The 26,030-nt window shown below is 69.0% G+C and carries 21 protein-coding genes; 10 read left to right on the plus strand and 11 right to left on the minus strand.

The features are described 5' to 3' along the window. The first annotated feature begins 566 nt into the window (after window positions 1-566). Entirely contained in the window at window positions 567-2,402 is a 1,836-nt protein-coding gene (locus tag LGM56_RS10460) for a S10 family peptidase (RefSeq protein ID WP_089494194.1), read from the plus strand. Window positions 2,403-2,731: 329 nt separating this feature from the next. Here LGM56_RS10460 and LGM56_RS10465 read toward each other — a convergent pair whose 3' ends face one another. The 5 genes from LGM56_RS10465 to LGM56_RS10485 form a co-directional block, all read right to left on the minus strand. Beyond that, entirely contained in the window at window positions 2,732-3,520 is a 789-nt protein-coding gene (locus LGM56_RS10465; protein ID WP_226204476.1) for a sulfite exporter TauE/SafE family protein, read from the minus strand. A 342-nt stretch (window positions 3,521-3,862) separates the two neighbouring features. Next, window positions 3,863-5,299, minus strand: coding sequence for a DHA2 family efflux MFS transporter permease subunit (locus LGM56_RS10470; protein ID WP_226204478.1), 1,437 nt, complete (start codon window positions 5,297-5,299; stop codon window positions 3,863-3,865). Between the two features lie 136 nt (window positions 5,300-5,435). Then, window positions 5,436-6,167 (minus strand): DsbA family oxidoreductase, encoded by a 732-nt coding sequence (locus tag LGM56_RS10475; protein WP_089494197.1) that lies wholly within the window; start codon window positions 6,165-6,167, stop codon window positions 5,436-5,438. 206 nt (window positions 6,168-6,373) lie between these two features. Further along, entirely contained in the window at window positions 6,374-7,168 is a 795-nt protein-coding gene (locus LGM56_RS10480; protein WP_069247283.1) for a transcriptional regulator, read from the minus strand. Next, the gene (locus LGM56_RS10485; protein ID WP_089494198.1) at window positions 7,165-8,139 is read right to left on the minus strand and encodes an ornithine cyclodeaminase family protein; all 975 of its coding nucleotides are present in this window, start codon (window positions 8,137-8,139) and stop codon (window positions 7,165-7,167) included. The genes LGM56_RS10480 and LGM56_RS10485 overlap by 4 nt, the downstream gene beginning before the upstream one ends. A gap of 379 nt (window positions 8,140-8,518) precedes the next feature. Here LGM56_RS10485 and LGM56_RS10490 point away from each other — a divergent pair, with 379 nt between their 5' ends. From LGM56_RS10490 to LGM56_RS10530, 9 genes are all read left to right on the plus strand, one after another. After that, window positions 8,519-9,298 (plus strand): ABC transporter substrate-binding protein, encoded by a 780-nt coding sequence (locus LGM56_RS10490; RefSeq protein WP_226204480.1) that lies wholly within the window; start codon window positions 8,519-8,521, stop codon window positions 9,296-9,298. 73 nt (window positions 9,299-9,371) lie between these two features. After that, entirely contained in the window at window positions 9,372-10,616 is a 1,245-nt protein-coding gene (locus tag LGM56_RS10495) for an NAD(P)/FAD-dependent oxidoreductase (protein ID WP_226204482.1), read from the plus strand. A 484-nt stretch (window positions 10,617-11,100) separates the two neighbouring features. Beyond that, window positions 11,101-13,989, plus strand: coding sequence for a beta strand repeat-containing protein (locus LGM56_RS10500; protein WP_226204484.1), 2,889 nt, complete (start codon window positions 11,101-11,103; stop codon window positions 13,987-13,989). 295 nt (window positions 13,990-14,284) lie between these two features. Beyond that, window positions 14,285-14,644, plus strand: a complete 360-nt coding sequence (locus tag LGM56_RS10505; RefSeq protein ID WP_226204486.1) for a hypothetical protein — start codon at window positions 14,285-14,287, stop codon at window positions 14,642-14,644. Between the two features lie 34 nt (window positions 14,645-14,678). Beyond that, window positions 14,679-15,194: a sigma-70 family RNA polymerase sigma factor gene (locus LGM56_RS10510; RefSeq protein ID WP_089472250.1), complete on the plus strand. Its 516-nt coding sequence runs from the start codon at window positions 14,679-14,681 to the stop codon at window positions 15,192-15,194. Continuing rightward, the gene (locus LGM56_RS10515) at window positions 15,191-15,973 is read left to right on the plus strand and encodes an anti-sigma factor family protein (protein WP_226204488.1); all 783 of its coding nucleotides are present in this window, start codon (window positions 15,191-15,193) and stop codon (window positions 15,971-15,973) included. Before LGM56_RS10510 ends, LGM56_RS10515 begins: the two co-directional genes overlap by 4 nt. Window positions 15,974-16,004: 31 nt before the next feature. Then, window positions 16,005-16,436 (plus strand): quinol oxidase, encoded by a 432-nt coding sequence (locus LGM56_RS10520; protein WP_413226771.1) that lies wholly within the window; start codon window positions 16,005-16,007, stop codon window positions 16,434-16,436. Further along, window positions 16,433-17,065, plus strand: a complete 633-nt coding sequence (locus tag LGM56_RS10525; protein ID WP_226204490.1) for a LolA family protein — start codon at window positions 16,433-16,435, stop codon at window positions 17,063-17,065. Before LGM56_RS10520 ends, LGM56_RS10525 begins: the two co-directional genes overlap by 4 nt. 44 nt (window positions 17,066-17,109) lie before the next feature. Then, a complete protein-coding gene (locus tag LGM56_RS10530; RefSeq protein WP_226204492.1) occupies window positions 17,110-17,625 on the plus strand; it encodes an SRPBCC family protein in 516 nt (171 codons plus the stop codon). 86 nt (window positions 17,626-17,711) lie between these two features. Here LGM56_RS10530 and LGM56_RS10535 read toward each other — a convergent pair whose 3' ends face one another. The 6 genes from LGM56_RS10535 to LGM56_RS10560 all read right to left on the minus strand — a co-directional run bounded on the left by LGM56_RS10535 (window position 17,712) and on the right by LGM56_RS10560 (window position 25,476). After that, on the minus strand, window positions 17,712-18,761 hold the full coding sequence (locus LGM56_RS10535) for an ABC transporter ATP-binding protein (RefSeq protein ID WP_226204494.1): 1,050 nt from the start codon (window positions 18,759-18,761) through the stop codon (window positions 17,712-17,714). Window positions 18,762-18,788: 27 nt separating this feature from the next. Then, a complete protein-coding gene (locus LGM56_RS10540; protein ID WP_089494205.1) occupies window positions 18,789-20,387 on the minus strand; it encodes an ABC transporter permease in 1,599 nt (532 codons plus the stop codon). 2 nt (window positions 20,388-20,389) lie between these two features. Next, a complete protein-coding gene (locus LGM56_RS10545; RefSeq protein ID WP_089494206.1) occupies window positions 20,390-21,424 on the minus strand; it encodes an iron ABC transporter substrate-binding protein in 1,035 nt (344 codons plus the stop codon). A gap of 65 nt (window positions 21,425-21,489) precedes the next feature. Then, window positions 21,490-22,800, minus strand: a complete 1,311-nt coding sequence (gene efeB, locus LGM56_RS10550) for an iron uptake transporter deferrochelatase/peroxidase subunit (protein ID WP_226204496.1) — start codon at window positions 22,798-22,800, stop codon at window positions 21,490-21,492. A gap of 11 nt (window positions 22,801-22,811) precedes the next feature. Then, window positions 22,812-23,945, minus strand: a complete 1,134-nt coding sequence (locus tag LGM56_RS10555; RefSeq protein ID WP_226204499.1) for a hypothetical protein — start codon at window positions 23,943-23,945, stop codon at window positions 22,812-22,814. A 64-nt stretch (window positions 23,946-24,009) separates the two neighbouring features. After that, window positions 24,010-25,476: a carbohydrate porin gene (locus tag LGM56_RS10560; protein ID WP_226204501.1), complete on the minus strand. Its 1,467-nt coding sequence runs from the start codon at window positions 25,474-25,476 to the stop codon at window positions 24,010-24,012. Between the last annotated feature and the right edge of the window lie 554 nt (window positions 25,477-26,030).

Below are 26,030 nucleotides of genomic sequence, written 5' to 3' on the forward strand. Positions count from 1 at the left end.
CTTTTTGGGTGCTCTGGAATCGGTCCCGCACTGCCTTTTATCGGATTGGCGAGCGCCGTAACAAATTATTACTTTACGGCGATAAATCGGGACCCTAATATGCGCCGGTATTTTCACTTAATTTAATAAATTCCAGATACGAGATATTTCTTTCCGTTTAGTTAATCGATCCTTTCGATTTTATTAAATCGGCTCGAGTCGCGATTGATCGTCGTTTTGCGATTAATCGGCATCTCGCCGAGGGGGATTGTTCGTCTGTTCGAAGCGAGGCGCCCTTGTCAGGGCTGGCCTGGCAAGGGCGCGCTTTTGCTGTCGATTTTGTGCGTGTGCAAATGCGCCGAATGAATCTGTATTGCTGCGGATTATCGAATTGTCGTTCGCAATGGAATTGATTTCATTGTGCGGTCGCAAAAAATATGGGTGGGGTAAATCATGCCGGTCGGTATTCGCCGAGCCGGTAAAAAACTCGGAGTGCGTCGCATAACGAATGCATTCCCGGTGCGGAGCGCCGGCGCAAATGATCCTTTGCGACCGGCGGTATTTATCGTTCTGTTCGAGAGGCAATAATGACGACACGGAAGTCCTTGAAAGACGGTTTCGCGCTATTCGGAACGACACTGAGCGTGCCGCTCGCCGCGGCCGCGGCCGCGGCGCTGCTCGTCACGGGGTGCGGCGGCGACGACGGGTCGAGCCCGGCCGCATCGGCGGCGGCCGCCGCCGCGACGTCGGCCGGCGCCAGCACGTCGGCCAACACCACCGCAACCGCCGCCGCGGCCGACCAGCCGTACGTCGACAACGACGTGTACGGCACCGGGCCGAACGACGCGGTCACGGATTCCACGGAAGGGGCGGCCGTCGTGCACCGCACGGTCACGATCGGCGGCAAGACCGTCAAGTACACGGCCACCACGGGCCACCTGACGACGATCGATCCGGTCACGTCGGCGCCGAACGCGAAGATGTTCTACGTCGCGTACACGCAGGACAATCCGGACCCGTCGAAGCCGCGCCCGGTCACGTTCTTCTACAACGGCGGCCCCGGCTCGTCGTCGGTCTATCTGCTGCTCGGCTCGTACGGGCCGAAGCGCCTGCAGTCGTCGTTCCCGAACTTCACGCCGCCCGCGCCGTACAAGCTGCTCGACAACCCGGACAGCCTGCTCGACCGTACCGACCTCGTGTTCATCAACCCGGTCGGCACCGGTTACTCGGCGGCGATCGCCCCGGCGAAGAACAAGGACTTCTGGGGCACCGACCAGGACGCCCGCTCGATCGACCGCTTCATCCAGCGCTACCTGACCAAGTACTCGCGCTGGAATTCGCCGAAGTTCCTGTACGGCGAGTCGTACGGCACCGCGCGCAGCGCGGTCGTGTCGTGGGTGCTGCATGAGGACGGCATCGACCTGAACGGGATCACGCTGCAGTCGTCGATCCTCGACTACGCGAACGCGCTGTCCGCGCCGGGCACGTTCCCGACGCTCGCGGCCGATGCGTTCTACTGGAAGAAGACGACGCTCAACCCGACGCCGACCGACCTCGACGCGTACATGGTCCAGGCCCGCAACTACGCGGACAACACGCTCGCGCCGCTCGCGCAGAAGCCGAACCCGCAGGACGGCGGCTTCGTGAACGTGCGCCTGAACCTGAACCTGCAGACCGCGCAGCAGATGGGCGCGTACATCGGCACGGATCCGACGTCGCTGATCCAGACGTTCGGCAATCCGGCCGCGCTCGGCAACGTGCCGTCGTCGAACGACAACCCGCCGTACACGTTCTTCCTGACGCTCGTGCCGGGCACGCAGATCGGCCAGTACGACGGTCGCGCGAACTTCACGGGCAAGGGCATCGCGCCGTACATCCTGCCGAACTCGGGCAGCAACGATCCGTCGATCACGAACGTCGGCGGCGCGTACACGGTGCTGTGGAACAGCTACATCAACACCGACCTCAAGTACACGTCGACGTCGTCGTTCGTGGACCTGAACGACCAGGTCTTCAACAACTGGGACTTCAGCCACACGGATCCGACCGGCGCGAACAAGGGCGGCGGCAATACGCTGTACACGGCCGGCGACCTGGCGTCGACGATGAGCGTGAACCCGGACCTGAAGGTGCTATCGGCCAACGGCTATTTCGACGCCGTCACGCCGTTCCACCAGACGGAGCTGACGCTCGCGCAGATGCCGCTCGACCCGACGCTCAAGGCGCAGAACCTGACGATCAAGAACTACCCGTCGGGCCACATGATCTACCTGAACGACGCGTCGCGGACCGCGCTGAAGGGCGATCTCGCCAACTTCTACGACGGCATCCTCGCCAACCGCACTGCGCTGCAGCGCGTGCTGAAGCTGCAGATGCGCACGCAGCAGCTCAAGCAGCAGAAGTTGCAGCAGCAGGGGCAGTAAGCGCTGTGGGCGGCTTGCGCCGCCTGACGTGAGAAAGAGGCACTGCCTTGCTACGTGCTCCAGCACTTCACGTGGCGTGTGTTGAAGGCAGTGCTGGCGTGCTCCAAGATGCCCCGTGAGTCATGGACTTCCGGGGCATCGTCTTGTGGGAACTAGGCGAGTCACCGCGGAAGCCGCCCGCGAGGTGTTGCTGAATCCTCAAAAGGGGGATGAGTGGCCCTCTATTGAGGATTCGCCAGAACATCTCCGTAAAGTGGCGGTCGGGTGACGGGACGGTGTGTTTCGTCAGGAAGAGGAATGGTATCGATGCGCGGCGGCTTCCGCGCCGCTTACGCCAGCACGAGCCGCACGCCGACCGCGACGAGCGTCGAGGCGAGCAGGTTGCGCAGCAGCCGTTCAGGCGCGCGCGCCGACAGCAGGCTGCCGATCACGATGCCGGGCAGCGAACCGAGCAGCAGCGACAGCAGCATCGACCAGTCGACCGAGCCGAGCAGCCAGTGGCCCATGCCCGCGACGAGCGTGAGCGGCACCGCGTGCGCGATGTCGGAGCCGACGATGCGGGTGGTCGCGAGCATCGGATACAGCAGCAGGAGCACGGTCACGCCGATCGCGCCGGCGCCGACCGACGTCATCGACACGAGCACGCCGAGCACGGCGCCTGTCAGCACGGTCGACCACAGCGTGCGCGCGGGGCTCGGCGCGAGCGGGTTGCGTGCGGCGAACGCGGTGAGCTGCGGCCGGAAGATCAGCGCGAGCGACGTGAGCAGCAGCGCGATGCCGAGCACGAGCTGGATCATCCGCGCGGTGCCCGGCGCGTTCATCCCGTGCGTGTGCAGCCACCACAGCGTGACGGCCGCGGCCGGGACGCTGCCCGCCGCGAGCCGGCCCGTGATGCGCCAGTCGATCGAGCCGTTCAGGCCGTGGACGAGCGTGCCGGTAGCCTTGGTCGCGGCCGCGTACAGCAGGTCGGTGCCGACCGCCGTGGCCGGGTGGACGCCGAACAGCAGCACGAGGATCGGCGTCATCAACGAACCACCGCCAACGCCCGTCAGGCCGACGAGGATGCCGACGAACAGGCCGGACAACGAGTACAGCAGATCGATATGGGGAAGCGACATCGGAAGCGGACGGTTATGCGGCGACGGTTATGCGATGTTCGGCGGCGGCGCGTGGCCGCGGCGCGCGCGTCAAAGTCCGCCATTGTCGCAAATGTGGCGCGTCGATGTACGACTGCGTTAAAAATCGGCGGGGGAAGCCCGTGGGGCGGGCATCTGGCCCGAAGTAAAACAGTCGTTTGAGCGGAGCGAGGGGCGTGATGGCTGTTCTCCTCGCGACTGATCCGCCCGAAACGCCCGGTGAAGCGAGAGCGGGTGCCAGGCCCGGCACGCATTAAAAAGGGCGCGACAGTACGCGCCCTGGTTCGAGGGCAGCGGTCGATGCCACCCGCCGCCGGCTAGCGGTCAGTGCATTGCGGAGCCGACGCCTTCGACCGCACCCTGCTGCCGGATGCGCAGCGCGAGGCCGATCAGCGCGGCGACGGCAGCGAATGCCGCGCCGAACGCGAAGGCCGCATGGTAGCCGCCGTTCAGCGCGTCGAGCGGCGCATTCGCCGCCGCGAGCGCGTCGGTGCGGGCGGCCGCGAGGCTCGCGAGCACGGCGAGGCCGAGCGCGCCGCCCATCATGAACGCGGTGTTGACGATCCCCGACGCGAGCCCGGAATCGGCCGGATCGACGTCGCTCATCGCGGCGAGCAGCACCGGATTGAACGCGACGCCCGCGCCGATGCCGAGCAGTGTCATGCCGGGCAGCACGTGCCAGACGAAGCCGCCGTCCACCGGCGCACGCGAGAACAGTGCGAGGCCGCAGGCCGCGATCAGCAGGCCGGCCGCAATCGGGCCGCGGATGCCGAAGCGCATCACGATCCGCGCGGACAGCCCGAGCGAGAACGCGGCCATGATCAGGTTCGCCGGCAGAAACGCGAGGCCGACCTGCAGCGGCCCGTAGCCGAGCACGCGCTGCATGTACAGCGCGGACAGGAAGAACCACGCGAACATCGCGGCCGCCCACAGCACGGCGATCACGTTCGCGAGCGCGACGTTGCGCGACGCAAACAGCGAGAGCGGCATCAGCGGATGTGCGGCGCGCGCCTCGATCGCGATGAACAGCGCGAGCAGCGCGGCGGCCGCGCCGATCAGCGCGACGGTCTGCGTCGACAGCCAGCCGGCTTCGTTGCCGCCGACGATCCCGTAGACGGCCAGCATCAGCGATGCAGTGACGGTGATCGCGCCCGCGACGTCGAGCCGCGCGTTGCCGGCCGGCGCGCGCAGGCGCGGCAGCAGCGCGACGCACATCGCATAGACCGCGATGCCGATCGGCAGGTTGACGAGGAAGATCCAGTGCCACGACAGCGAGCTCGTCAGCAGCCCGCCGAGCAGCACGCCGATGCTGCCGCCGCCCGCGCAGACGAAGCCGTACACGCCCATCGCGCGGGCGCGTTCGCCGGGCTCGGTGAAGAGATTCATGATCAGCGACAGCGCGACGGCCGATACGACCGCGCCGCCGATGCCCTGCACCGCGCGCGCGGCGATCAGCATCGCCTGCGATTGCGCGAGGCCGCACGCGAGCGATGCGAGCGTGAAGACGACGAGGCCGGCGAGGAACATGCGCCGCTGGCCGTACAGGTCGCCGAGCCGTCCGCCGAGCAGCAGGCAGCCGCCGAACGTCAGCAGGTACGCGTTGACGACCCACACGAGGGCCGTCTCGGTGAAATGGAGGTCGGTGCTGATCGACGGCAGTGCAACGTTCACGATCGTGCTGTCGAGCACGATCATCAGCACGCCGAGGCAGAGGACGATCAGCGCGTACCAGCGCTTCTCGCCGTGAATCCCGTGGGTCATGGGCTTGCCGCCTTCTGATAGTTATTTGAAAGGCTGCATTGTAGACCCCCTCGGCGCGGGCTTCCTGCCGGTTTGTGGCAGCAGCGATGCGTAGTCGCGCGTCCGCGCGGGACGCGCGCGATGGATGCGACGGGCGTTACGAGCGCGCCGGCAGTTCGCAGCCATCGGGGCCGCACGCGGCTGCGTCGCCGCCGTCGAGTTCGACGATGCCGTCGCGCCATGCCTGGTCGAGCGCCTGCGCGAACGCGTCGGCCGGTTGCGCGCCCGACACCGCATAGCGGCCGCCGAACACGAACAGCGGCACGCCGCGGCCGCCGATCTGCGCGGCGCGGGCGGCATCGGCCTCGACGTCGGCGCGGTACAGGTCGCTGCGCAGCACGGCTTCGACGGCCGAGCGCTCGAGCCCCGCTTCGACCGCGAATTCGGTCAGCTCGGCGTGATCGAACAGCGAGCCGTGCTCGCAGAAATACGCGCGGTACAGCCGCTCGGTCAGCGCGTGCGCGCGGCCCGTCGCTTCCGCGAGCTTCACGAGCCGGTGGCCGTCGAGCGTATCGCCGACGAGCGTGCCGGGCAGGTCGTAGCGCAGCCCGACGCTCGCGGCCGCATCGGTCACCTGGCGCAGCATCTGGTCGACCTGCGCGGGCGACATCCGGTACTTGCCGGCGAGCATCGCCTCGACCGGCTCGACGGGCTGGCCGGGCATCAGCCGGTACGCGCGCAGCGCGACGTCGACGCGGTCGGCGTGCGCGAACGCGGCGAGCGCCTCGTCGAAGCGGCGCTTGCCGATCCAGCACCACGGGCAGATCAGGTCGGACCAGATTTCGACGGTCAGGGTCGGGCGGGCAGTCGGGGCGGGAGCGGTCGTCATGGGCAATTCCGGGCAGCAAAAAAATGTAACCGGGACTATATCATTTTGTACTTCGACGTTTCGTCCTGGCCGGGCGGCCATGCGGTCATATGAAACGGGCGCCCGGCGTATCACGAAGCATAGACACGGAAGCGGCGTCCCGATAGCGAATGCCGAGGCCCGGCCGTCGCCGCGTGCGGCGGCGAACCGGCCCGAAGGGGAGGCGCTTACGCGTCGCCCTGCGTTTCCTTCAGGTGCTTGAGGTGCTTGTAGACCGTCGCGCGGCCCATCCCGAGCACGTTCGCGACGTAGTTCGCCGCGCTCTTGCCGCGGAACGCGCCCTCCGCGTAAAGCGCTTCGACGAGCTCGCGCCGGTGCTCGCGCGTGAGCCCGTTCAGCCCGACCTGCCGCTCGCGCAGCCAGCCGTGCAGGAACGTGTTGATGCGCTCCTGCCAGTCGTCGCGGAACAGCTCGTCCGGCTGCGCGACGACACCCGCGCCCTTGATGAACAGGTCGAGCGTCGCGCGCACCTCGTCGAACACCGCGATGTTGAAGTTGATGCACATCATCCCGGCCGGGCGGCCTTCGTCGTCGAACAGCACGTTGCTCACGCAGCGCATCCGCCGGCCGTCCCAGTTCAGCTTCTCGTACGGGCCGATCACGCGCTCGCGCGCGGAATGATCGATTTCCTCGAGCGCGGAATCGTCGCCGACCTCGCGCTTCGACAGGTTGTTCGCGAGATACAGCACGGTCTGGTCGTGCAGGTCGTGGATCACGACTTCCGCGTACGGGAAGAACAGTGCGGCGATACCGTCGGCGATCGGCGCATAGCGGGTGAGCAGCAGGTCTTTGACGGGGGATTTCTTCTTGCGCATCGGGTTCGCCATCTCGGGTGGGCGGGGGCCGGGCAGCGCATCGGGCCGGCGTGCCGGCGCACCGTTGGCCGGCATGCCCGTGCGCCCGCGCGCGGCCGCCGCGGCGGTTGCGCCATTGTATCGGCCCCGCGCGCGCGTGCCGCTCATGCGCGTGCCAGATGCGTGTACAGCGCGTGCGCGATCGCGATGTCCTCGAGCCCGAGGCCGATCGAGCGGAAGAACGCATGACGGGCATACGACGGTGCCGGGCAGGTGCCGGCGACGAGCGCGGGCAGGTCGCCGGCGATCCGCGTGGTGTCCCAGCCGTGTTCGGCCGCCGCGATCTGCATCTCGCCGGCGCTCGCGGGCGTCGTGTGCCGGTAGTCGCAGTACACGTCCATGTCGGGCAGCCAGGCGGGCGGGATCTCGTGGGCGCGCGCGACGTTCGTGCTGATCGACGTGACGAGCGCGGGGCGCGTGAGCATCCCGTCGCCGAGCACGGGCGTGCCGGACGACGTGCACAGCATCACGACGTCCGCGTCGCGCACGCAGGCTTCGACGCTCGCCGCGGCGCGCGCACGCGGATCGAGCTGCGCGAGTGCCGCCTGCTGCGCCGCGTCGCCGGCGAGCGACGGCGAGTACACGCGGATCGTCTCCCAGTCGCGCAAGCCCGCCGTGTGCCGCAGGTGCGCGAGGCCGACCGCGCCTGCGCCGACGATCGCGAGATGGCGTGCGGCGCGCGGCGCGAGGCAGTCGACCGCGAGCGCGGTCGTGCCGGCCGTGCGCTCGACGGTCAGCAGGCCGGCGTCGCACCACATCAGCGGCTGGCCCGTGCGCATCGACATCAGCGCGGTCCAGGCGGTGACGATCGGTTTCCCGTCGGGCTTGCCGCCCGTCACGACATACGGCGACAGCTTCGCGCCGAATACCTGCGCGTCGGCGAGCGCGCCGAGATACGTGATGAAGTCGCCGGCCTGGTCGGGAAACAGCGTCAGCGTTTGCGGCGGCTGCACCGCGCGCGCCGCGGCGAGCGACGCGAACATGCTGCGCAGCGTGCCGAGCACGTCGAGCGACGGCAGGGCCGCGCGCACCGCGGCTTCGTCGACGGTCAGCGGCAGGGTCGGGGCGGTTTGCGTCATGGGGACATCTCCGGTCGGGGCCGGACAGGACAGTCTCGATCGACGGTGTCCGGCAATGTTCGTGATGGACGAAAAGTCTAATATAGACAAACGAAGTCGGGAGAATTTTTCTTTTCGAGACGCCGTGCCGTCGCGTGGTTAGGAAAAATTTTAGGTAAATCAAGGGGGTTAGCGATGGGTGTCGAATATTCGATGTCGCGTATCGGGGCACGATTCTCGTATCCCCTATAGTCTATAGTAGACTTTGAGTCTATATTTCGCGTGCAGGACTCGACACGTCGCCGCATGGCGGCCGCCTGCTTCGAATGCCGACCCGGCGCCCGGCCCGGGGCGTCGTGCACCGATCTTCATCGCCTCAATCCGGAACGGAAGGACCGTCATGAACTGGAAGCTCTCCCTTTGCGCCGCTGCGGCGCTTGCCTGCGCGGCCGTCACGGCCCATGCGGAACAGACCACGTTGCGCTTCGGCATCGAAGCCGCCTATCCGCCGTTCGAGAGCAAGACGCCGGCCGGCCAGCTGCAGGGCTTCGACGTCGACATCGGCAACGCGGTGTGCGCGAAGCTGAACATGAAATGCGTGTGGGTCGAGAATGCGTTCGACGGCCTGATCCCGGCGCTGCAGGCGCGCAAGTTCGACGTGATCAACTCGGCGATGAACATCACGTCGAAGCGCCGGCAGAGCATCGACTTCACGCCGGCGATCTACGTGGTGCCGATCGTGATGATCGCGAAGCACGGTTCGCCGTTGCGGCCCGACGTCGCGAGCCTGCGCGGCAAGCACGTCGGCGTGCTGCAGGGCTCGTCGCAGGAGGATTTCCTGAAGGCGCACTGGGCCAACGCGGGCGTGGCCGTCGTGTCGTGCCAGGATCAGGACCAGATTTATGCCGACCTCGTCGCGGGGCGTCTCGACGCGGCCGTGCAGGAAGCGCAGACCGCGCAGGACGGTTTCCTCGACAAGCCGGCCGGGCGCGACTACCAGATCGTCGGCGAGCCGCTGAAGGATCCGGCGACGCTCGGTGAAGGCACGGGCTTCGGGATGCGCAAGAACGACAAGGCGCTGCAGGCGAAGGTCGTCGGCGCGCTCGACGCGCTGAAGAAGGACGGCACGCTCAGCGCGCTGTCGCAGAAGTACTTCAAGCGCGACATCGTCTCGAAGTAATCGCAATCACCGCCGTGCGCCGGCCGCCGCGCCGGCGCGTGTCGCATCGAATCTCGACGCAGTACGGGGAACCATGGATTTCGACGTCATCGTTCTGGGGGCCGGCATCGTCGGCGTGTCGTCGGCGCTGCATCTGCAGGATCGCGGGCTGCGCGTCGCGCTCGTCGACCGGCGCGCGCCCGGCGAGGAAACGAGCCACGGCAATGCGGGGCTGATCGAGCGCTCGTCGGTCGTGCCGTATGCGTTTCCGCGCCGGCTCGGCACGCTGCTGCGCTATGCGCGCAACCGCTCGGTCGATCTCTACTGGGACTACCGCGCGCTGCCCGCATATGCGGGCTGGCTCGCGCGCTTCTGGCGCGAATCGTCGCCGCAGCGGCTCGCGGCCGCCGCGCGCGACCTGTTGCCGCTCGTCGCGGCGAGCGTCGTGGAGCACGACGCGCTGCTCGCGCGCACCGATGCGCAGCCGCTCGTGCACGACGGCGGGTGGATCGAGGCGTTCCGTTCGCCCGCGCTGTTCGATGCGGAAACGCGCGCGCAGCAGCGCGTGGCCGACGCGCACGGGCTGCGGATGACCGTGCTCGACGCGGGTGCGTTGCGGGCGCGCGAGCCCGGTATCGGCGACGCGTTCTGCGGCGCGTTCCACTGGCAGGACCCGAAGACCGTGTCGAGCCCGGGCGGGCTGACCAAGGCCTACGCGCGGCTGTTCGAGCGCGACGGCGGCACGTTCGCGCTCGGCGATGCCAGGACGCTCGTGCAGGTGGATGACGGCTGGCAGGTCGGTACCGAGCACGGGCCGATTTCGGCGCGCTCGGCCGTGGTGGCGCTCGGGCCGTGGTCCGATCACGTCTTCGAGCCGCTCGGCTACCGGATTCCGCTGCGCGCGAAGCGCGGCTATCACATGCACTACCGGCCGACGCGCGCGCCGCTGAACGTGCCCGTGTGCGATACCGAGGCAGGTTTCGTCGTCGCGCCGATGGAAGGCGGCCGCCTGCGGCTCACCACCGGCGTCGAGATCGCGCTGCGCGGCGCACCGCCGACCGGCGTGCAGCTCGCGCGCGCCGAGCCGCTGGCGCGCGACGCGTTCGGCATCGGCGAGCGGCTCGATCCCGAGCCGTGGCTCGGGATGCGGCCGTGCACGCCCGACATGCGCCCGGTGATCGGGCCCGCGCCGCGCCATCGCCACCTGTGGTTCGCGTTCGGCCATTGCCATCACGGGCTCACGCTCGGCCCCGCAAGCGGACGCCTGCTCGCCGAAATGATGACGGGCGCGCCGACCTATATCGATCCCCATCCGTACCGGCCCGCGCGCTTCGGCTGATCCGGCGGCGCGCGCTGCGTCGCGCGCGCCGGTCTTCACAATGTTTCAGTCTGCTATCCGAATTATCGGAAATCACGCAATCGGAAATGATCTGCGTAATCGGCAAGAAAGATAATCGCGAAATAAAGAAAATCAGCAAATCGGCGATTTATCAATGCATTTTCATATTGATGAAATGCGTAACGGCCAACTGCTCGTGATGATGTGGCACGTCGTTGCGGCGGACGTTCCGGTGTTACGTGGAATGTACCGGAACACGTTACCACGGGGCTCGCAAACGTTACGTTACATCCGCGTTCCGCCGGCCTTTTTCGTCAGATGATTGCGGCGCCAGGGCCGTGTATTTCGTCTGAAATCGATTAAAAAAGCGTTATTGCCCGTCAATAGACAGACGAATCAATCCTGTTTTTCGAATTGGCACACTTCGTGCAATCCGTCCCCATGCTTTATCAACGTTGTGCCAACCGAGATGGGGAAAATAAAGATGGGACACAATTTGAAATTGACGGGTGTAGCGCTGTCGGTCGCGACGGTGTTCGGGGTACTGGCTTCGGGTTCCGCGATGGCGGGGGCCCTTGATGCGCTGCCGATTCCGCAAGTGATCGTCAACCCGCCGACGAACAGCGTGTCGGTCGGGTTGGTCGCGACGGGGACGTCGCCGCTGGGCTCGGTCACCGTGGCGGCAGGCGGGGCAGGCGCGATCCAGACGTCGCTGGGCGATCCCGGCCAGGTACTGTCGGGCGCCGTGGGGGCGGTGACGGGCGCACTCGGCGGTGGCGGCGGCACGGTGCAGCCGCTCGCGCCGGTCCAGGGTGTGCTGAATCAGGTGACGGGTGCGCTGAGCGGCGGCAACCCGGCAGGTGCGTTGACCGGTGCGCTGAATACGGCGACGGGGACGCTGAGCAATGCGGTTGGCACGGTAACGGGGGCACTGGGTAATGTCGGCGGTGGGGCGAACCCGCTGGCGCCGGTTCAAGGCGTCGTCAATCAAGTGACGGGTGCGCTCGGTGGCGGCAACCCGGCAGGTGCATTGACCGGTGCCGTCGGCACGGTGACGGGTGCACTGGGCGGTATCGGCGGCGGCTCGAACCCGCTGGCGCCGGTGCAAGGCGTCGTCAATCAAGTGACGGGTGCGCTGGGTAGCGGCAACCCGGCAGGTACATTGACCGGCGCTCTCGGCACGGTGACGGGTGCATTGGGCGGTATCGGCGGTGGTTCGAACCCGCTGGCGCCGGTTCAAGGCGTCGTCAATCAAGTGACGGGTGCGCTCGGTGGCGGCGACCCGGCAGGCGCACTGACCGGCGCCCTCGGCACGGTCACCGGCGCACTGGGCGGTATCGGCGGCGGCTCGAACCCGCTGGCGCCGATACAAGGCGTCGTCAATCAAGTGACGGGCGCGCTCGGTGGCGGCAACCCGGCAGGTGCACTGACGGGCGCTCTCGGCACGGTAACTGGCGCACTGGGCGGTATCGGTGGCGGCTCGAACCCGCTGGCGCCGGTTCAAGGTGTCGTCAATCAAGTGACGGGTGCGCTCGGTGGCGGCAACCCGGCAGGTGCATTGACTGGCGCACTCGGTACGGTGACGGGCGCACTGGGTGGCATCGCCGGTGGCGCGGACCCGCTGGCGCCGGTGCAAGGCGTCGTCAATCAAGTAACGGGTGCGCTCGGTGGCGGCAACCCGGCTGGCGCGTTGACCGGGGCACTTGGTACGGTGACGGGTGCACTGGGCGGTATCGGCGGTGGTTCGAACCCGCTGGCGCCGGTGCAAGGTGTCGTCAATCAAGTGACGGGCGCACTCGGCAGCGGCAACCCGGCCGGTGCACTGACCGGTGCCCTCGGCACGGTGACGGGCGCACTGGGCGGCATCGGTGGCGGCTCAAACCCGCTGGCACCGGTACAAGGCGTCGTGAACCAAGTGACGGGCGCACTCGGCAGCGGCAATCCGGCCGGCGCACTGACCGGTGCCCTCGGCACGGTGACGGGCGCACTGGGCGGTATCGGCGGCGGTTCGAACCCGCTGGCGCCGGTGCAAGGTGTCGTCAATCAAGTCACGGGCGCACTCGGCAGCGGCAATCCGGCCGGCGCACTGACCGGTGCCCTCGGCACGGTGACGGGCGCACTGGGCGGTATCGGCGGCGGTTCGAACCCGCTAGCGCCGGTGCAAGGTGTCGTCAATCAAGTCACGGGCGCACTCGGCAGCGGCAATCCGGCAGGCGCACTGACCGGCGCACTCGGCACGGTGACGGGCGCACTGGGCGGTATCGGTGGCGGCTCGAACCCGCTGGCGCCGATCCAGAGCGTCGTCGACCAGGTCACGGGTACGCTCGGCAGCGGCAACCCGGCCGGCGCACTGAGCAACGCGGTCAACACGATCACGGGCACGCTCGGCAACGTCGGTGGCACGGGAAGCCCGCTGGCGCCGGTGCAGGGCGTCGTCACGCAGCTCGCCGGCACGCTTGGCGGCGCGGGGAGCCCGCTGGCGCCGGTGCAAGGCGTCGTGAACCAGGTCGTCGGCACGCTGTCCGGCGCCGGTGGCGGTAGCCCGATCACGCCGATCACGAACCTCGTCAACGGCCTGCAGAACGCGCTGCCGACGGGCGGCAACGCAGCCGGCGCGCTGACCGGCGCACTGGGCTCGGTGACGGGCGCACTCGGCAACCTCGGCGGCTCGAACCCGCTGGCGCCGGTGCAGGGCGTCGTGAACCAGGTGGTCGGCACGCTCGGCAACAGCAACGCGGTCGGCACGGCCACGAATGCCCTGGGTAACGCGGTCGGCTCCGTCGTGGGCGCACTCGGCAACCTCGGCGGCTCGAACCCGCTGGCGCCGGTACAGGGCGTCGTGAACCAGGTGGTCGGCACGCTCGGCAACCTCGGCGGCTCGAACCCGCTGGCGCCGGTGCAAGGCGTCGTCAACCAGGTCGTCGGCACGCTGTCGGGCGCGGCGGGCAGCAACCCGATCGCACCGATCACGAACCTCGTGAGCGGCCTGACGGGCGGCAGCAACCCGGCCGGCGCACTGACCGGTGCGCTCGGTTCGGTGACGGGCGCACTCGCGAACGGTCCGGCGGCCCTCGGGCAGGCGGCCGGCGCGCTGTCGGGCGCGGCCGGTTCGACGGCGGCGGCGGGCGGCAGCCTGCTCGGCTCGGGCGCGAACGCGGCCGGCGGCACGGCGGGCGCAGTCGGCTCGCTGCTGACGACGGGCGCCAACGCGACGGCGACGGTCGTCAACGCAGTCGGTACGACGGTGGGCACGGCGCTCGGCTCCGCGCCGGGCCTGTCGGTCACGCCGCATTCGGGCAACAGCGCGCCGGGCAACCCGCTCGCGCCGGTGTCGTCGCTGCTCCAGTCGCTGACGGGTGCACTGCCGAAGTAACCGGCCGCGCTCGCACGGCGGAGCCGGATCGGCCGCCGTGCGCAACGGGCCGCACAACGCGGCATGGCAGCGATGTCATGCCGCGTTGTCTTTTGGTGTCCCTTTTTTCCTGCGTCGCACGAATGGCTGCCGCCGCCGCCAACGACGCTCGCCGGCCGGCGTGGAATAACCGGTCGCCTCCATCCGTTTACCTACCGAATCCCGGCAGCGCCGGCCGGCGGGATAATGGTCGTGACGAAGCCGATCGTCCCGGCCGGTGCCGCCGTGTCGCGATGCCGTGTCAAGGAGAAAGGGCATGAAACGGATACTCGTCGCCGCCGCGCTGACGGCGTCAATCGTGCGGCCGGCCGCCGCGGAACCACCACGAGCCGGCGATGGAAAGCTCGTCGACGAAGATCGCATGACGCTGTACGTGTTCGATCGCGATGCGCCCGGCAAGAGCGCGTGCGACAGCGCGTGCGCGGCCAACTGGCCGCCTGCGCGCGCCGACGCGTACGACAAGCCAGTGGGTGCGCTGAGTCTCGTCGCGCGTGACGACGGCAGCAAGCAATGGGCGTACCGCGGGCGCCCGCTGTATCGCTGGAAGCTCGATCACAAGCCCGGCGACACGGGCGGCGACGGGGTCGGCGGCATGTGGCACGTCGCGCGTCCGTGACGACGGGCGGTGGGGCGGTGCGCGAGGCATCCTGATGAGCTACGAATCGGATCTGCTGGTGTGGTTGCCGCATCTCACGCGTTATGCGCGCGCGCTGACGGGTGACCGGGCCTGGGCGGACGATCTCGTGCAGGACACCCTCGAGCGGGCGCTGAACCGCCCGCCGCGCGACGGCGGCAACCTGCGCGCGTGGCTGCTGACGCTGCTGCGGCACCGCTTCATCGACCAGTTGCGCGCACGGCACGAGATCGCGGTCGACGATGCGACGGCGCCGTGGCAGACGATGGCCGCACCGGCCGGCGAAATCGGCGGGCTGGTGCTGCGCGACGTGCAGCGCGCGCTGTATCGGCTGCCGGTCGAACAGCGCGAGGTGCTGCTGCTGGTCGCGCTCGAGGAATTGAGCTATCGCGATGCCGCAGCGGTGCTCGGCGTCCCGGTGGGCACGGTGATGTCGCGGCTTGCACGGGCGCGCGGGCAGATGCGCGCGCTGTTGTCCGACGAGCCGCCGGCGCACGGCACGGCGGCATTACGGGTGATCGGGAAGACATGATGGACGATCCGCACAAGCCTTCGAACGAGCGGGACGACGATGCGTCGGCGCAACTGCTGTCCGCGTTGCTGGACGGCGAGCTGTCCGGGCACGAGCGTCGCGAGGTGCTCGAGCGCGTGCTGGCCGATCCGCAGGAGGCCGAACGATTCGCGCATTACCGGGCGCAGCGCGACGCGCTGCAGGCGCTGTTCCCGCTGCCGGCCGCCGCGCCCGCGCTGTTCGTGCAACGCCGTGCGCCGCGCCGGCGCGGGATCGCCTATGCATTCGCTGCGCTCGCGGCCGGGCTGCTGATCGGTGTCGCGCTGCATGCGGGCTGGGTGGCATTCGGCGGTGAGCCGGCGTTCGCCGCACGCGCGGATGCCGCCTATGCGACGTACGTGGCCGACCACGACCATCCGGTCGAGGTCGGTGCGGGCGATCCTGACCATCTCGTCGCGTGGCTGTCCGCGCGTCTCGGGCGTCCCGTGCGTGCGCCGTCGCTCGACGAATACGGTTACCGGTTGCTCGGCGGCCGGCTGCTCCCCGGCGAAGCGGGGCCGGCCGCGCAACTCATGTACCAGCGCGCGGACGGCGCGCGCGTGACGCTGTACATGACGGCCTACGACACACGGCGCCTCGCGCCGCAGGCGATGTCGGCCGGTGGCCGCTACACGTATTTCTGGTCGGATCGCGGGATGGGCTACGCATTGTCCGGCCAGGGCGACGAACGGCGCCTGCGCGAACTCGCGATCGACGCGTGCGGCGCGCTAGGCGGCCCGACCGACGCGTGGAAGGGGTGACGCGCGCGCCGCCGCCGGCAGGGAGCAGGTGATGAAGACGACGATGACGAAGCGGCGCGTGCCGATGCTGGTACTCGCGGCGCTCGCCGTGGGCACGGCGCTTGCGCAGGCGGACGGCGACGCGCCGCTGCGCGTGCCCGTCGACGCCGACGGCGTGCAACGGGTGGCGATCGTCGGCGGCAGCTATTTCTTCCGACCGAACCACGTGATCGTGCGGGCGCACGTGCCGGTCGAGCTGACCGTGGCGGCCGAGCCCGGCCTGGTGCCGCACAGCTTCGAAATCGATGCGCCGCAGGCCGGCATCGCGGTGCGCGCCGAGCTCGGCACGACGCCGAAGACGTTTCGCTTCACGCCGGCGCAGCCGGGCCGGTTCGCCTACTATTGCACGCATCGGCTGCTGTTTTTCAGGAGCCATCGCGAGCGCGGGATGGAAGGCGTGCTCGATGTCGAGGCGGCGCCGTGATCGCCGCGTTGCTGGCCGCGAGCCTGATAGGAGCGAGCATGACCGCCGATCCCGTGACCGTCGCGCAGGCGCATTTCGACCACGTCCGCTCGTACCGCGCGACGATCCGCTCGTCCGCCCGCAGCGGCGAGCGCACCGAAATCCATTACGCGTACCTGAAACCGGGCTTCGTCCGGATGGATTTCGTGTCGCCGCATCACGGCGCGGTGCTCGCGTACGATCCCGACGACGGCAAGGTGCGGCTGCGTCCGTTCGGCGTGCATGCGCCGCCCGCGCTGACGCTGTCGCCGTCCAATCCGCTCGTGCGCGACCGCAGCGGCCACCGGGTCGACCGGTCGGACGTCGGCGAACTGCTGCGCAACGTCCATGCGCTGCAGGAAGGCGGCGCGACGGTGACCGAAGGCGAGGAGGCCGTCGGCGGCCGGACCGCGCTGCGCGTGTCGGTCACGGGCGCGCCCGCGCATGTGGTCGACGGCGTGCATCGCTACCGGCTGTGGCTCGATACCGAGGACGGCTTTCCGCTGAAGGTCGTCAGCTTCGCGGACGATGACGACGTGCCGCTCGAAACCGTGACGCTCGACGATATCGAAATCGATGTCGCGTTTCCCGAACGCTTCTTCGCGCCCTGAGCGGTGCGCTGACTCATGCCCGTGACGGGCATGCCGGAGGCTGCATGGCGGAATACCGGTTCTCGACGACCTGGCGCGTGGACGCGCCGCTCGCGGCGGTGTGGGACGCGATCTACCAGGTCGACCGCTGGCCCGTCTGGTGGAAGGGTGCCGTGCGCACCGTCGAGATCGAACCGGGCGACGCGCGCGGCGTCGGCGCGCTGCACCGTTACACATGGAAGGGAGCGCTGCCGTACCGGCTGACCTTCGACATGCGCGTGCGGCGCGTCGAGCCGCCGCATGTGCTCGAAGGCCGCGCGAGCGGCGCGATCGAAGGCGACGGATGCTGGTCGTTCGTCGCCGACGGCGCACGTACGATCGTGCGCTACGACTGGCACATCCGCACGCACGTGCGCTGGATGAACCGGCTGGAGCCGCTCGGTCGCCCGCTGTTCCGCTGGAATCACGACGTCGTGATGCGCGAAGGCGCAAAGGGGCTCGCGCGGCTGCTGGGCGCGACGGTCGAGACGGAGGGCCGGATCTTCCGCCCGTTGTCGGAGGCGGGCTGCGCCGATGCCTGAACGCGGGCGAGCGCGACTGAACGCGACTGAACGCGAGTAAGTGCGAGTAAGTGCGAGTAAGCGCGCGCCGCGACGGCCCGCGCCGCTCAGCGCGCGTACGCCATCACCGCGCCATCCACCACCAATGCGACACGTTCGCCGACGGCCGGACACCGGTGTCCCGGCACGCGTGCGCGCACGCGCACGTCGCCATCGGCATCGAGGCGCACGAGCACGTCGGCGTCCTGGCCCGCGAATTGCACGGCTTCGACACGCGCCGTATGGCCGCGCGCCGCGTCGCCGTGCGTGACCGGCACGATGCCGATCTGCTCGGGACGCAGCATCGCATCGGCCGGCCCGTCGGGCAGCGGCGCGACGAGCGGCAGGTCGCCGAGCGCGCAGGCGATGCGCATGTTGTGCACGCGGCCGGCGAGCAGCACCGCCTGCCCGACGAACGACGCGACGTCGCGCGTGACGGGCTGCCGGTACAGCGTCTGCGGCGCGGCCGTCTGCACGAGCCGGCCGTGCCACATCACTGCCACTTCGTCGCCGAGCGTCATCGCCTCGGGCTGGTCGTGCGTGACGAGCACCGAGGTCGCGCCTGCCGCGGCGAGCGCATCGGCGACCGCGCTGCGCGTTTCGTGGCGCAGCGACGTGTCGAGCGCGGAGAACGGTTCGTCGAGGATCACGAGCGACGGCTCGGGCGCGAGCGCACGAGCGAGCGCGACGCGCTGCTGCTGTCCGCCGGACAGTTGCTGCGGCGCACGGCTCGCATACGACGCGGGCAGCCCGACCATCTCGAGCAGTTCGTCGACGCGATGATGGCGCCGCCGCGCCGCGCGCGGCAGCCCGAACGCGATGTTGTCGGCCACCGACAGATGCGGAAACAGCGCGCCTTCCTGCGGCACGTAGCCGATCCGGCGCTGTTCGGGCGGCACGTGCACGTCGGGCGCGGCCACGCGGCGCCCGTCGATTTCGACGGTGCCGCGCTCGGCGCGCTCGAAGCCGCACAGCACGCGCAGCAGGGTGGTCTTGCCGCTGCCGGACGGGCCGAGCAGCGCGAGGCGCGAGCCGCGCCGCACCGTGAGGTCGATGTCGTGCAGGACGGTATGCGCTCCGAACGATTTCGACAGGCCGTGGATGCGTAGTTCGCTCATGGGCGGTTCCGGGGAAAAGGGCGGCGCTCAGTCACGCACCGACGCGCGGCCGAGCAGCAGGAACAGCAGTCCCGACGCGCCGAGCGACAGCGCGACGAGCAGCGCCGCGTAGGGCGCCGCGGCGGCGAACGCAAGCGTCGCCGTATCGCTCCACACCTGCGTCGCGAGCGTGCGGGTGCCGATCGGCGACAGCAGCAGCGTCGCGTTGAGTTCCGTCACGACCGAGATGAACACCATCGTCGCGGCCGCGCCGAGGCCGGGCGCCGCGAGCGGCAGCACCACGCGCGTGAGCGTCGCGCGCCAGCCGAGGCCGAGCGAGCGGGCGGTTTCCTCGAGCCGGACCTGCACGTGCGACAGCGCGGCGCGCACGCTGACGACCGCGAGCGGCAGGAACAGGATCGCGTATGCGCCGACGAGCGCCGGTGCGCTCTGGTAGAGCGGCTGCAGCAGCCGCACCGTGATCGACACGATCGCCAGCGCGACGACGATGCCCGGCACGCCCTGCACGGTCATCGCGGTGCGCTCGAGGAGCGTCGCGACGCGGCCGGGATAGCGAACCAGCAGGAACGCGAGCGGCAGCGCGAGCAGCGTCGTGACGGCTGCCGCCATCAGGCCGTAGCCGGACGACGCGAGCGTGGCCTGCCACAGCAGTTCGGGCGACACGTCGGCCGGCGTGACGGCGGCCGCGCCCTGTTGCGTGAGCCAGTAGCCGATCATCGCGAGCGGGACGCCGAGCGTCGCCGCTGCGAGCGCGGCGAACGCGACGGTGACGGGGCCGCGCAGACGGCCGAGCGGATAACGCATCGCGACGCGGCGCGCGGCACGGTGCGTATGGCCATAGCGCGCATGGCCGCGTGCGCGTGCCTCGATCGCGAGGCACAGCAGGCACAGCGCGATCAGCACGCAGCCGAGCAGCGATGCGCCGCCGCCGTCGAATGCGGTGCGGTATTCCGCATAGATCTCGGTGGTGAAGGTGCGAAAGCGCAGCAACTGGAATGCGCCGAACTCGGACAGCACGCCGAGCGCGACGAGCAGCATCCCGCCGCACAGCGCGGGGCGCAGCTGCGGCAGCACGACGCGCAAGAAGGTATGCCACGGCGAGCAGCCGAGCGTGCGCGCGCTTTCCTCCAGCGCGGGGTCGAGCTCGCGCAGCGCGGCGGCCACCGGCAGGTAGACGAGCGGGAAGTATGCGGAAGTCAGCACGATCAGCGCGCCGAGGAAATCCTGCAGGTCGAGGCTCAGCGACACCCACGCATAGCTCGTGATGAACGGCGGCACCGCGAGCGGCGCGGCCGCGAGCGCGGTCCACAGCGGCCGGGCGGGCAGGTCGGTGCGCTCGATGAACCATGCGAGCGCCGTGCCGAGCAGCGTGCACGCGAGGGTCGCGGCGAGCGTGATCGACAGCGTGTTGACCAGCAGTTCGCCGACGAGCGGGCGCCACAGCAGCTCGATCGCATCGTCGACGCCGAAGGTGGCCGCGCGGTACAGCGTGAAGCCGAGCGGCAGCAGGATCGCAAGCGGCCCGCACGCGGCCGCGGCGACGAGCGCGCGTGGCGGGCGGCGCCGTGTCGCGGTGGGCGCGCCGTCGCGTGCGCTGCGTGCCGTGCGGGACACGGCGTCGCTCATGGTCAGAGCAGACCGGCCTGGCGCAGCAGCTTGCCGGCCTGGCTGTCGTCGCCGAGCTGTTCGAACGTCAGCGCCGGCGGGCTCAGTTCGTTGAACGGCTTCAGGATCGGGTCGGGCGCGACGCCCGGATGCAGCGGATACTCGAAGCTGATGTGGCCGCCGGCCATCAGTTTCTGCGCGCGCTCGCTGACGAGATACGCGACGAACTTCTGCGCTTCCGGCTGGTGCTTCGACGCCTTCAGCACCGCGGCGCCGGACACGTTGACGGCTCCGCCGACGTCACCCTTGCCGAAGTGGTAGATCGCGCTGCGGGTCGACTTGTCGCCGAGTTCGGCGTGCAGGCGGTCCCAGTAGTAGTTGTTGACGATGCCGGTCAGCACGCCGCCGCGGTTGACGGCCGCCGTCACGCCTTCGTCGTCGTCGAAGATCTGCGCGTTGGCCTTCAGGCCCTTCAGCCATTGCAGCGTCGCGGCTTCGCCGTGCAGCGCGAGCACCGCGCTCACGAGCGGCAGGAAGTCCGCGTCGCTCGGCGCGACGCCGACCTTGCCCTTCCATTCCGGCTTCGCGAGATCGAGCAGCGAAGCGGGCAGCTGCTGCGGCTGGATTTTCGCGGTGTTGTAGACGAGCACGTTCTCGCGCGCGAGCACGCCGACCCAGTTGCCGTCCGCCGGGTTGAAGCGCGCGGGCACCGACTGCAGCGTGGCGGCGTCGGTCTTCGCGAACAGGCCCTTGCGGTCGAGCAGCACGAGCTCCGGCGAGTTCTCGGTGAAGTACACGTCGGCCGGCGTGCGGTCGCCTTCCGCGACGAGCTGCGCGGCGAGCGCCGGGCCTTCGCCCGAGCGCACCTTCACGGTGATTCCGCTCTGCGCTTCGAAGTCCTTGACGAGCTGGTTGACGACCTGCTCGTGCTGCGCGTTGTACAGCGTGAGCGTCGCGGCATGCGCACGCGCCGCGTGCAGCGCGCCGGTCAGCATCAGCGCGGCGGCCGCCGCGGAAATCAGGTGCCGCAGCGGGCGGCTAACGGGTGAAGTGTTCATGTGGTTTTCAGCAGGTTGCACCCGGCCGGGCCGGGAAGGTGTGCGTTGCCTTGCGTTGTGCGTCGTCATGCCTCGAACAGCGCGGCGCCGATGTACGAACCCGGTTGCGCGCCCGGCGGGCACGCGAAGATCGCGCTGCCGACGTGCGTGGTGAACTGGTTCATGATGTCCAGCTTCGCGAGCTTCTCGTTGATCGGAATGAAGCCCTTGCGCGGGTCGCGCTGGTGCGCGACGAACATCAGCCCCGCGTCGTACTCGGTCTGCTGGCGCCACGGCGGCCAGCGCTCGATGTAGAAGTTCGTGCTGTCGTTGTACGAGTACGCGCGTCGCAGGATCTGCGCGCCGTTGTTCAACTGCGGCGACGCGAGACGCGCGTGCGCGTTGTCGGGGATCACCGGGTTGCCGTCCTTGTCGGCCGCGTCGAGATCGAGCGCCTCGAACTCGTGCTTCTGGCCGAGCGGCGCCCCACTGTACTTGTGACGGCCGACCACCTGCTCCTGGAAGCCGAGCTCCGTGTTGTCCCAGTGCTCGAGCGTGATGCGGATCCGGCGCACGACCGTGTAGGTGCCGCCGTTCATCCATGCCGGGCCTTCGCTGCCGGCCCACACGAATTCGTTCATCGCGGCCGGATCGGACATCGGCGGATTCATCGTGCCGTCCTTGAAGCCCATCAGGTTGCGCGGCGTTTCGCCGGGCTTGCCCGACGTGAAGCCGGCCTGGCCCCAGCGCATCTGCGCCGCTTTCGCGCCGAGGCGCACGAGCTGGCGCACTGCGTGGAACGCGACCTGCGCGTCGTCCGCGCACGCCTGAATGAACAGGTCGCCGCCAGTCTTTTCCGGCAGCAACTGGTCGCCGTTGAAACGCGGCAGGTCGACCAGCGCGGCGGGGCGATGCTTGGCGAGGCCATAGCGGTCCTTGCCGGCGAGCGCGAACATGCCGGGGCCGAAGCCGAACGTGATCGTCAGGCGTGCGGGGCCGAGGCCGAGCGCGTCGCCCCCGTCCGCCGGCGCGACTTCGTCGCTGCCCGTCGTGGCGAGCGGTTGCGCGGTATCGCCGCGCGCCATCCGCGCGGCGGCGTCGGTCCAGGTTTTCAGCAGCGCGATGACATCCGCGCGCTGGGCTGTCGTCAGGTCGAGCGCCGCGAAATACGCGTGGCGCTGCTGCGGCGTCGTGATGCCGCTCTGGTGCTTGCCGTAGAACGGCTCGACGCCGTCATGCGCGGAAGCGGGCGTGGGTGCGGGCGCGGCTGCCGGCGCATCCGCGGCCTGCGCGGCCGGGATCGACGCCGCCGCGAGGCCGGCGGCCACCGCGGCGCCGCCCGCCTTCAGGAAGCCGCGCCGTGCGGGGCGCGGTGGCTGGTTGGAATCGTCTGCCATGATGGGTTCCGTTACTTCGCGAGCAACAGCGTGTTGACGTCGTCCGCGACGTAGTAGAAACCGTCGCCTTCGGGCGTCATCGCGATGCCGAACAGGTTGCCGTTGCCGGGAGGCGTCTGCGCCTTGTCGGTATTGATCCAGCGCGCGTAGATCTGCTTGCCGGCAACCGGGTCGATCTCGACGACCTGGCCGTTCTGCGCGTTGGTCGCGAGCAGGTGGCCGTTCGGCGCGGTGGCAAGCGCGAGCGGGCGGCGCAGGAAGCCGTCGGCGGTGACCTGGCGGCCGACGCCCGCGCTGGTGTCGCGCGTGAGCGGATCGTCGATTTCGACGATGCGGTTGCCGATCGCGTCCGACACGTACAGCTTCTTCTGGTCGCCCGACAGCGCGAGGCCGGTCGGGCCGACCAGGAACACGCCCTTGTCGGCCTGCGCGCCGAGGCCGCTCGCGACGACCGTTTCCTGCTTGATCACCGGCGGCTTGCCGGCCGGCACGTCGAGGTCGAGACGCAGTACCGTCGCCTGCTTGTAGACGGGCGGATTGCCGTCCGCGCCGCCGACGCCGAAGCCGGCCATGCTGACGAACAGCGTCGCGCTGTCGCCGCGGTCGACGACGGCCATGTTGCCCCACGGGTCGTTGATGTTCGGGGTCGACCACGTCGACGCGATCTTGCCTTGCGGATCGAGCACGATCAGGCAGCCGGCGCCCTTGGTGTTGGTCGTGCCGTCGTTGCTCGGCGTGCTGCCGACGATCACCCAGCCGGATTTCAGCATCGTCATCGCCGTCGACAGGCCGACACCGCCGGGGCAGGCCTTCAGGTCGCGCGGGATCGACGCGAACAGGCTCAGCTGCTTCGTCGACGGGCGGTAGTTGACGATCGTGCTGCCGGTGCCCTGCAGGTTCGCCGCGTTGTTGAAGTTGTCGACGAGCACGTCGCCCGCCTGGATCGTGCCGGCCGACACCGGCGCGACCGCGATCGCGTACGGGTTCTGGTCGCCGTTGTCCGGCACCGTGTTGACGAGCGTGGTGTGGCGATGCACGGTCTCGAGGAAACCTTGCGGCTCGGCGAGTGCGCCGGCGGCGGCCGTCAGCGCGGCGGCGGCCAGCGCGCCCGTCGCGAGGCGGCGAAGCGGGGCGGATCGAATCATGTGAATCTCCTGGGGAGCGCGCCGTCCGGGCGGCGCGCGAAAATGGGCAGCGTGGGCGCGTCGCTCAGAACGTGATCGTCGTCCGTGCGCCGAGCACGAACGTGTTGCGCAGCGGCTGGGTCGCGTCGCTCGGGTTCTGGCCGGCGCCGGCATTGAACGTGTACTGCGCGTCGGCCTGGACGATCCACCACGGGTTGACCTGGTACTGGTAAGTCGCCTCGAGCGTCGTCTCGCGGGTGCGCACGCCGTACGGGCCGGTCGCGAACGCTCGCGCGGTCTGGTCGAGGTCGGTCACGTGGTTGCCCACCTGGATGTACGTGACGCCGAGGCCGACGCTGTCGTTGTCGCGGCCGGCGAACGGCGCCTTCAGCACGATCCCCGCGTTGGCGGAGAAGCTCACCAGGTTGCGGTCGCCCGGCGCGCCCATCACGCGCGCAAACACGCCGAGGCTGCGCGGGCCGGTCGGGTCGGGGCGCCAGATCATCTGGTCGGCCACCGCGTAGAAGCTGTAGTTCCCATGACGCTGCTGCGCGTCGCCGTTCGACGCGGGATCTGCGAGCGACAGCCCGTCGCTGCCGACGTTCTGGTCCGCGAAGCGGCCGTTGTGATACCAGACGCCGATCTTGTAGGTGCCCGGCAGCCCGTTCGAGCGGCCGGTATCCATTTCGCCGTCGGACGGCTGGTTCAGCGCGTACTGCAGTTCGCCGATATAGAGCGCGCCGTTGTGCAGGTTGAAGTTGGTGCCGCTGAGGTTGTTCGGGTTGTTGCCGAGCGGATCGCCGTCGAACACGCCCGCGAGCGCGGTGAGTTTCGGCGTGATCTGCGCGCGTACGCGCACGCCGAGGCCCGCGAGCGGATACGCGGGGCCGCCGTTCGGCAGGTCGTAGGACGGCAGCGCGGGCCAGCCGAACATCGTGTTGACGAACGTGTTCGCATACGTGCTGACCATGAATTCCTGGTCCAGGCTCTGCTGGCCGATCTTCATGTCGACGCGCTTGTCGAGGAACGACTGCTGGTACCACAGCTCCCACAGGCGCGTCGTGCCCTGCGCCTCGATGCCGCTCGCGGTGTTGAGCGTGCCGAGGTTGCGCGCACTCAGGTTGGTGCCGTGGATCTGCAGCGCGCTGACGTTGAATGTCCCGCCCGGCAGGCCGATTGCCTTCTGCGTGTCGACCGTCAGGGTGGCCGTCGTCAAGCCGTCGTACGCGCCGCCGCGGTTCAGGCCGCCGCGCAGGTTCGCGAGGTATTCGCTGGTTTCGGTGATCTGCAGCGTCGCGCCGTACTTGCCGAGCCACGGGCGGATGCCGCCCATGTCGCCGAGCAGGCTCTGGCGCGTCCAGATGCCGGTCCACATGTTGGTCGGTTTCGCCTGGATCGCCAGGTCGGCCTCGGGGGCTTCCGGCTGGGCGTCGACCGGCACGTCGGCGAACGCCGCGCCGCTCGCGAACGAGGCACACGCGAGGATGGCCGCGCAGGCGGCGGGGCGCATCCGGGCACGGGCGCTGTCTCCCTGGAACGACGCAAACTTCATATCAAATCCCTGGTTCTATTTAGTCTGGAGTCCTGCTTGTCGGTCGCTGCCCGGACGCTCGGCACCGATCGGCCAGGGCATGAAGATGAATGCAACGCGGCGCATCGTAGGAGTGTCGAATGGGAATGTCAATGTAAACGAGAATGATTCGCATCTAAATTACTGAATGTAATCCGCGTCCTTACGGGTGGGGCCCGACACGGGTTTACTGACGAGGTAAACCGTAAATATCGTTGTAATGAAAATGAATGCTTCGATGCGGATCGATGGAACCGCGGCGCGGGCGCAGGCGGCAACCGGCGGGTGCGGGAGGGCGCGTGCCGGCGGAGGGAATCGACGCCGCTGCGGCATTTATCGAGTGATGCCGCCGATCGAAGGAACTCCGTGCTTTCCCGGTGTCCAAACGGGGCTGGATGGGATTCCGGGGCCGCGCGGCCCCGCCTGCAAGGCTGGGTTGAGCTTGTAATGATTTGTTTTTAAATGGTTTTTTGTCGGATCCGCGTGCTTTTTTCGCCTCGTCCCCGCCCCGAAAATTCGTCCGGCTCCCCTTCTTG

Source organism: Burkholderia sp. AU38729 (assembly GCF_020419725.1).
Classification (GTDB): Bacteria; Pseudomonadota; Gammaproteobacteria; order Burkholderiales; family Burkholderiaceae; genus Burkholderia.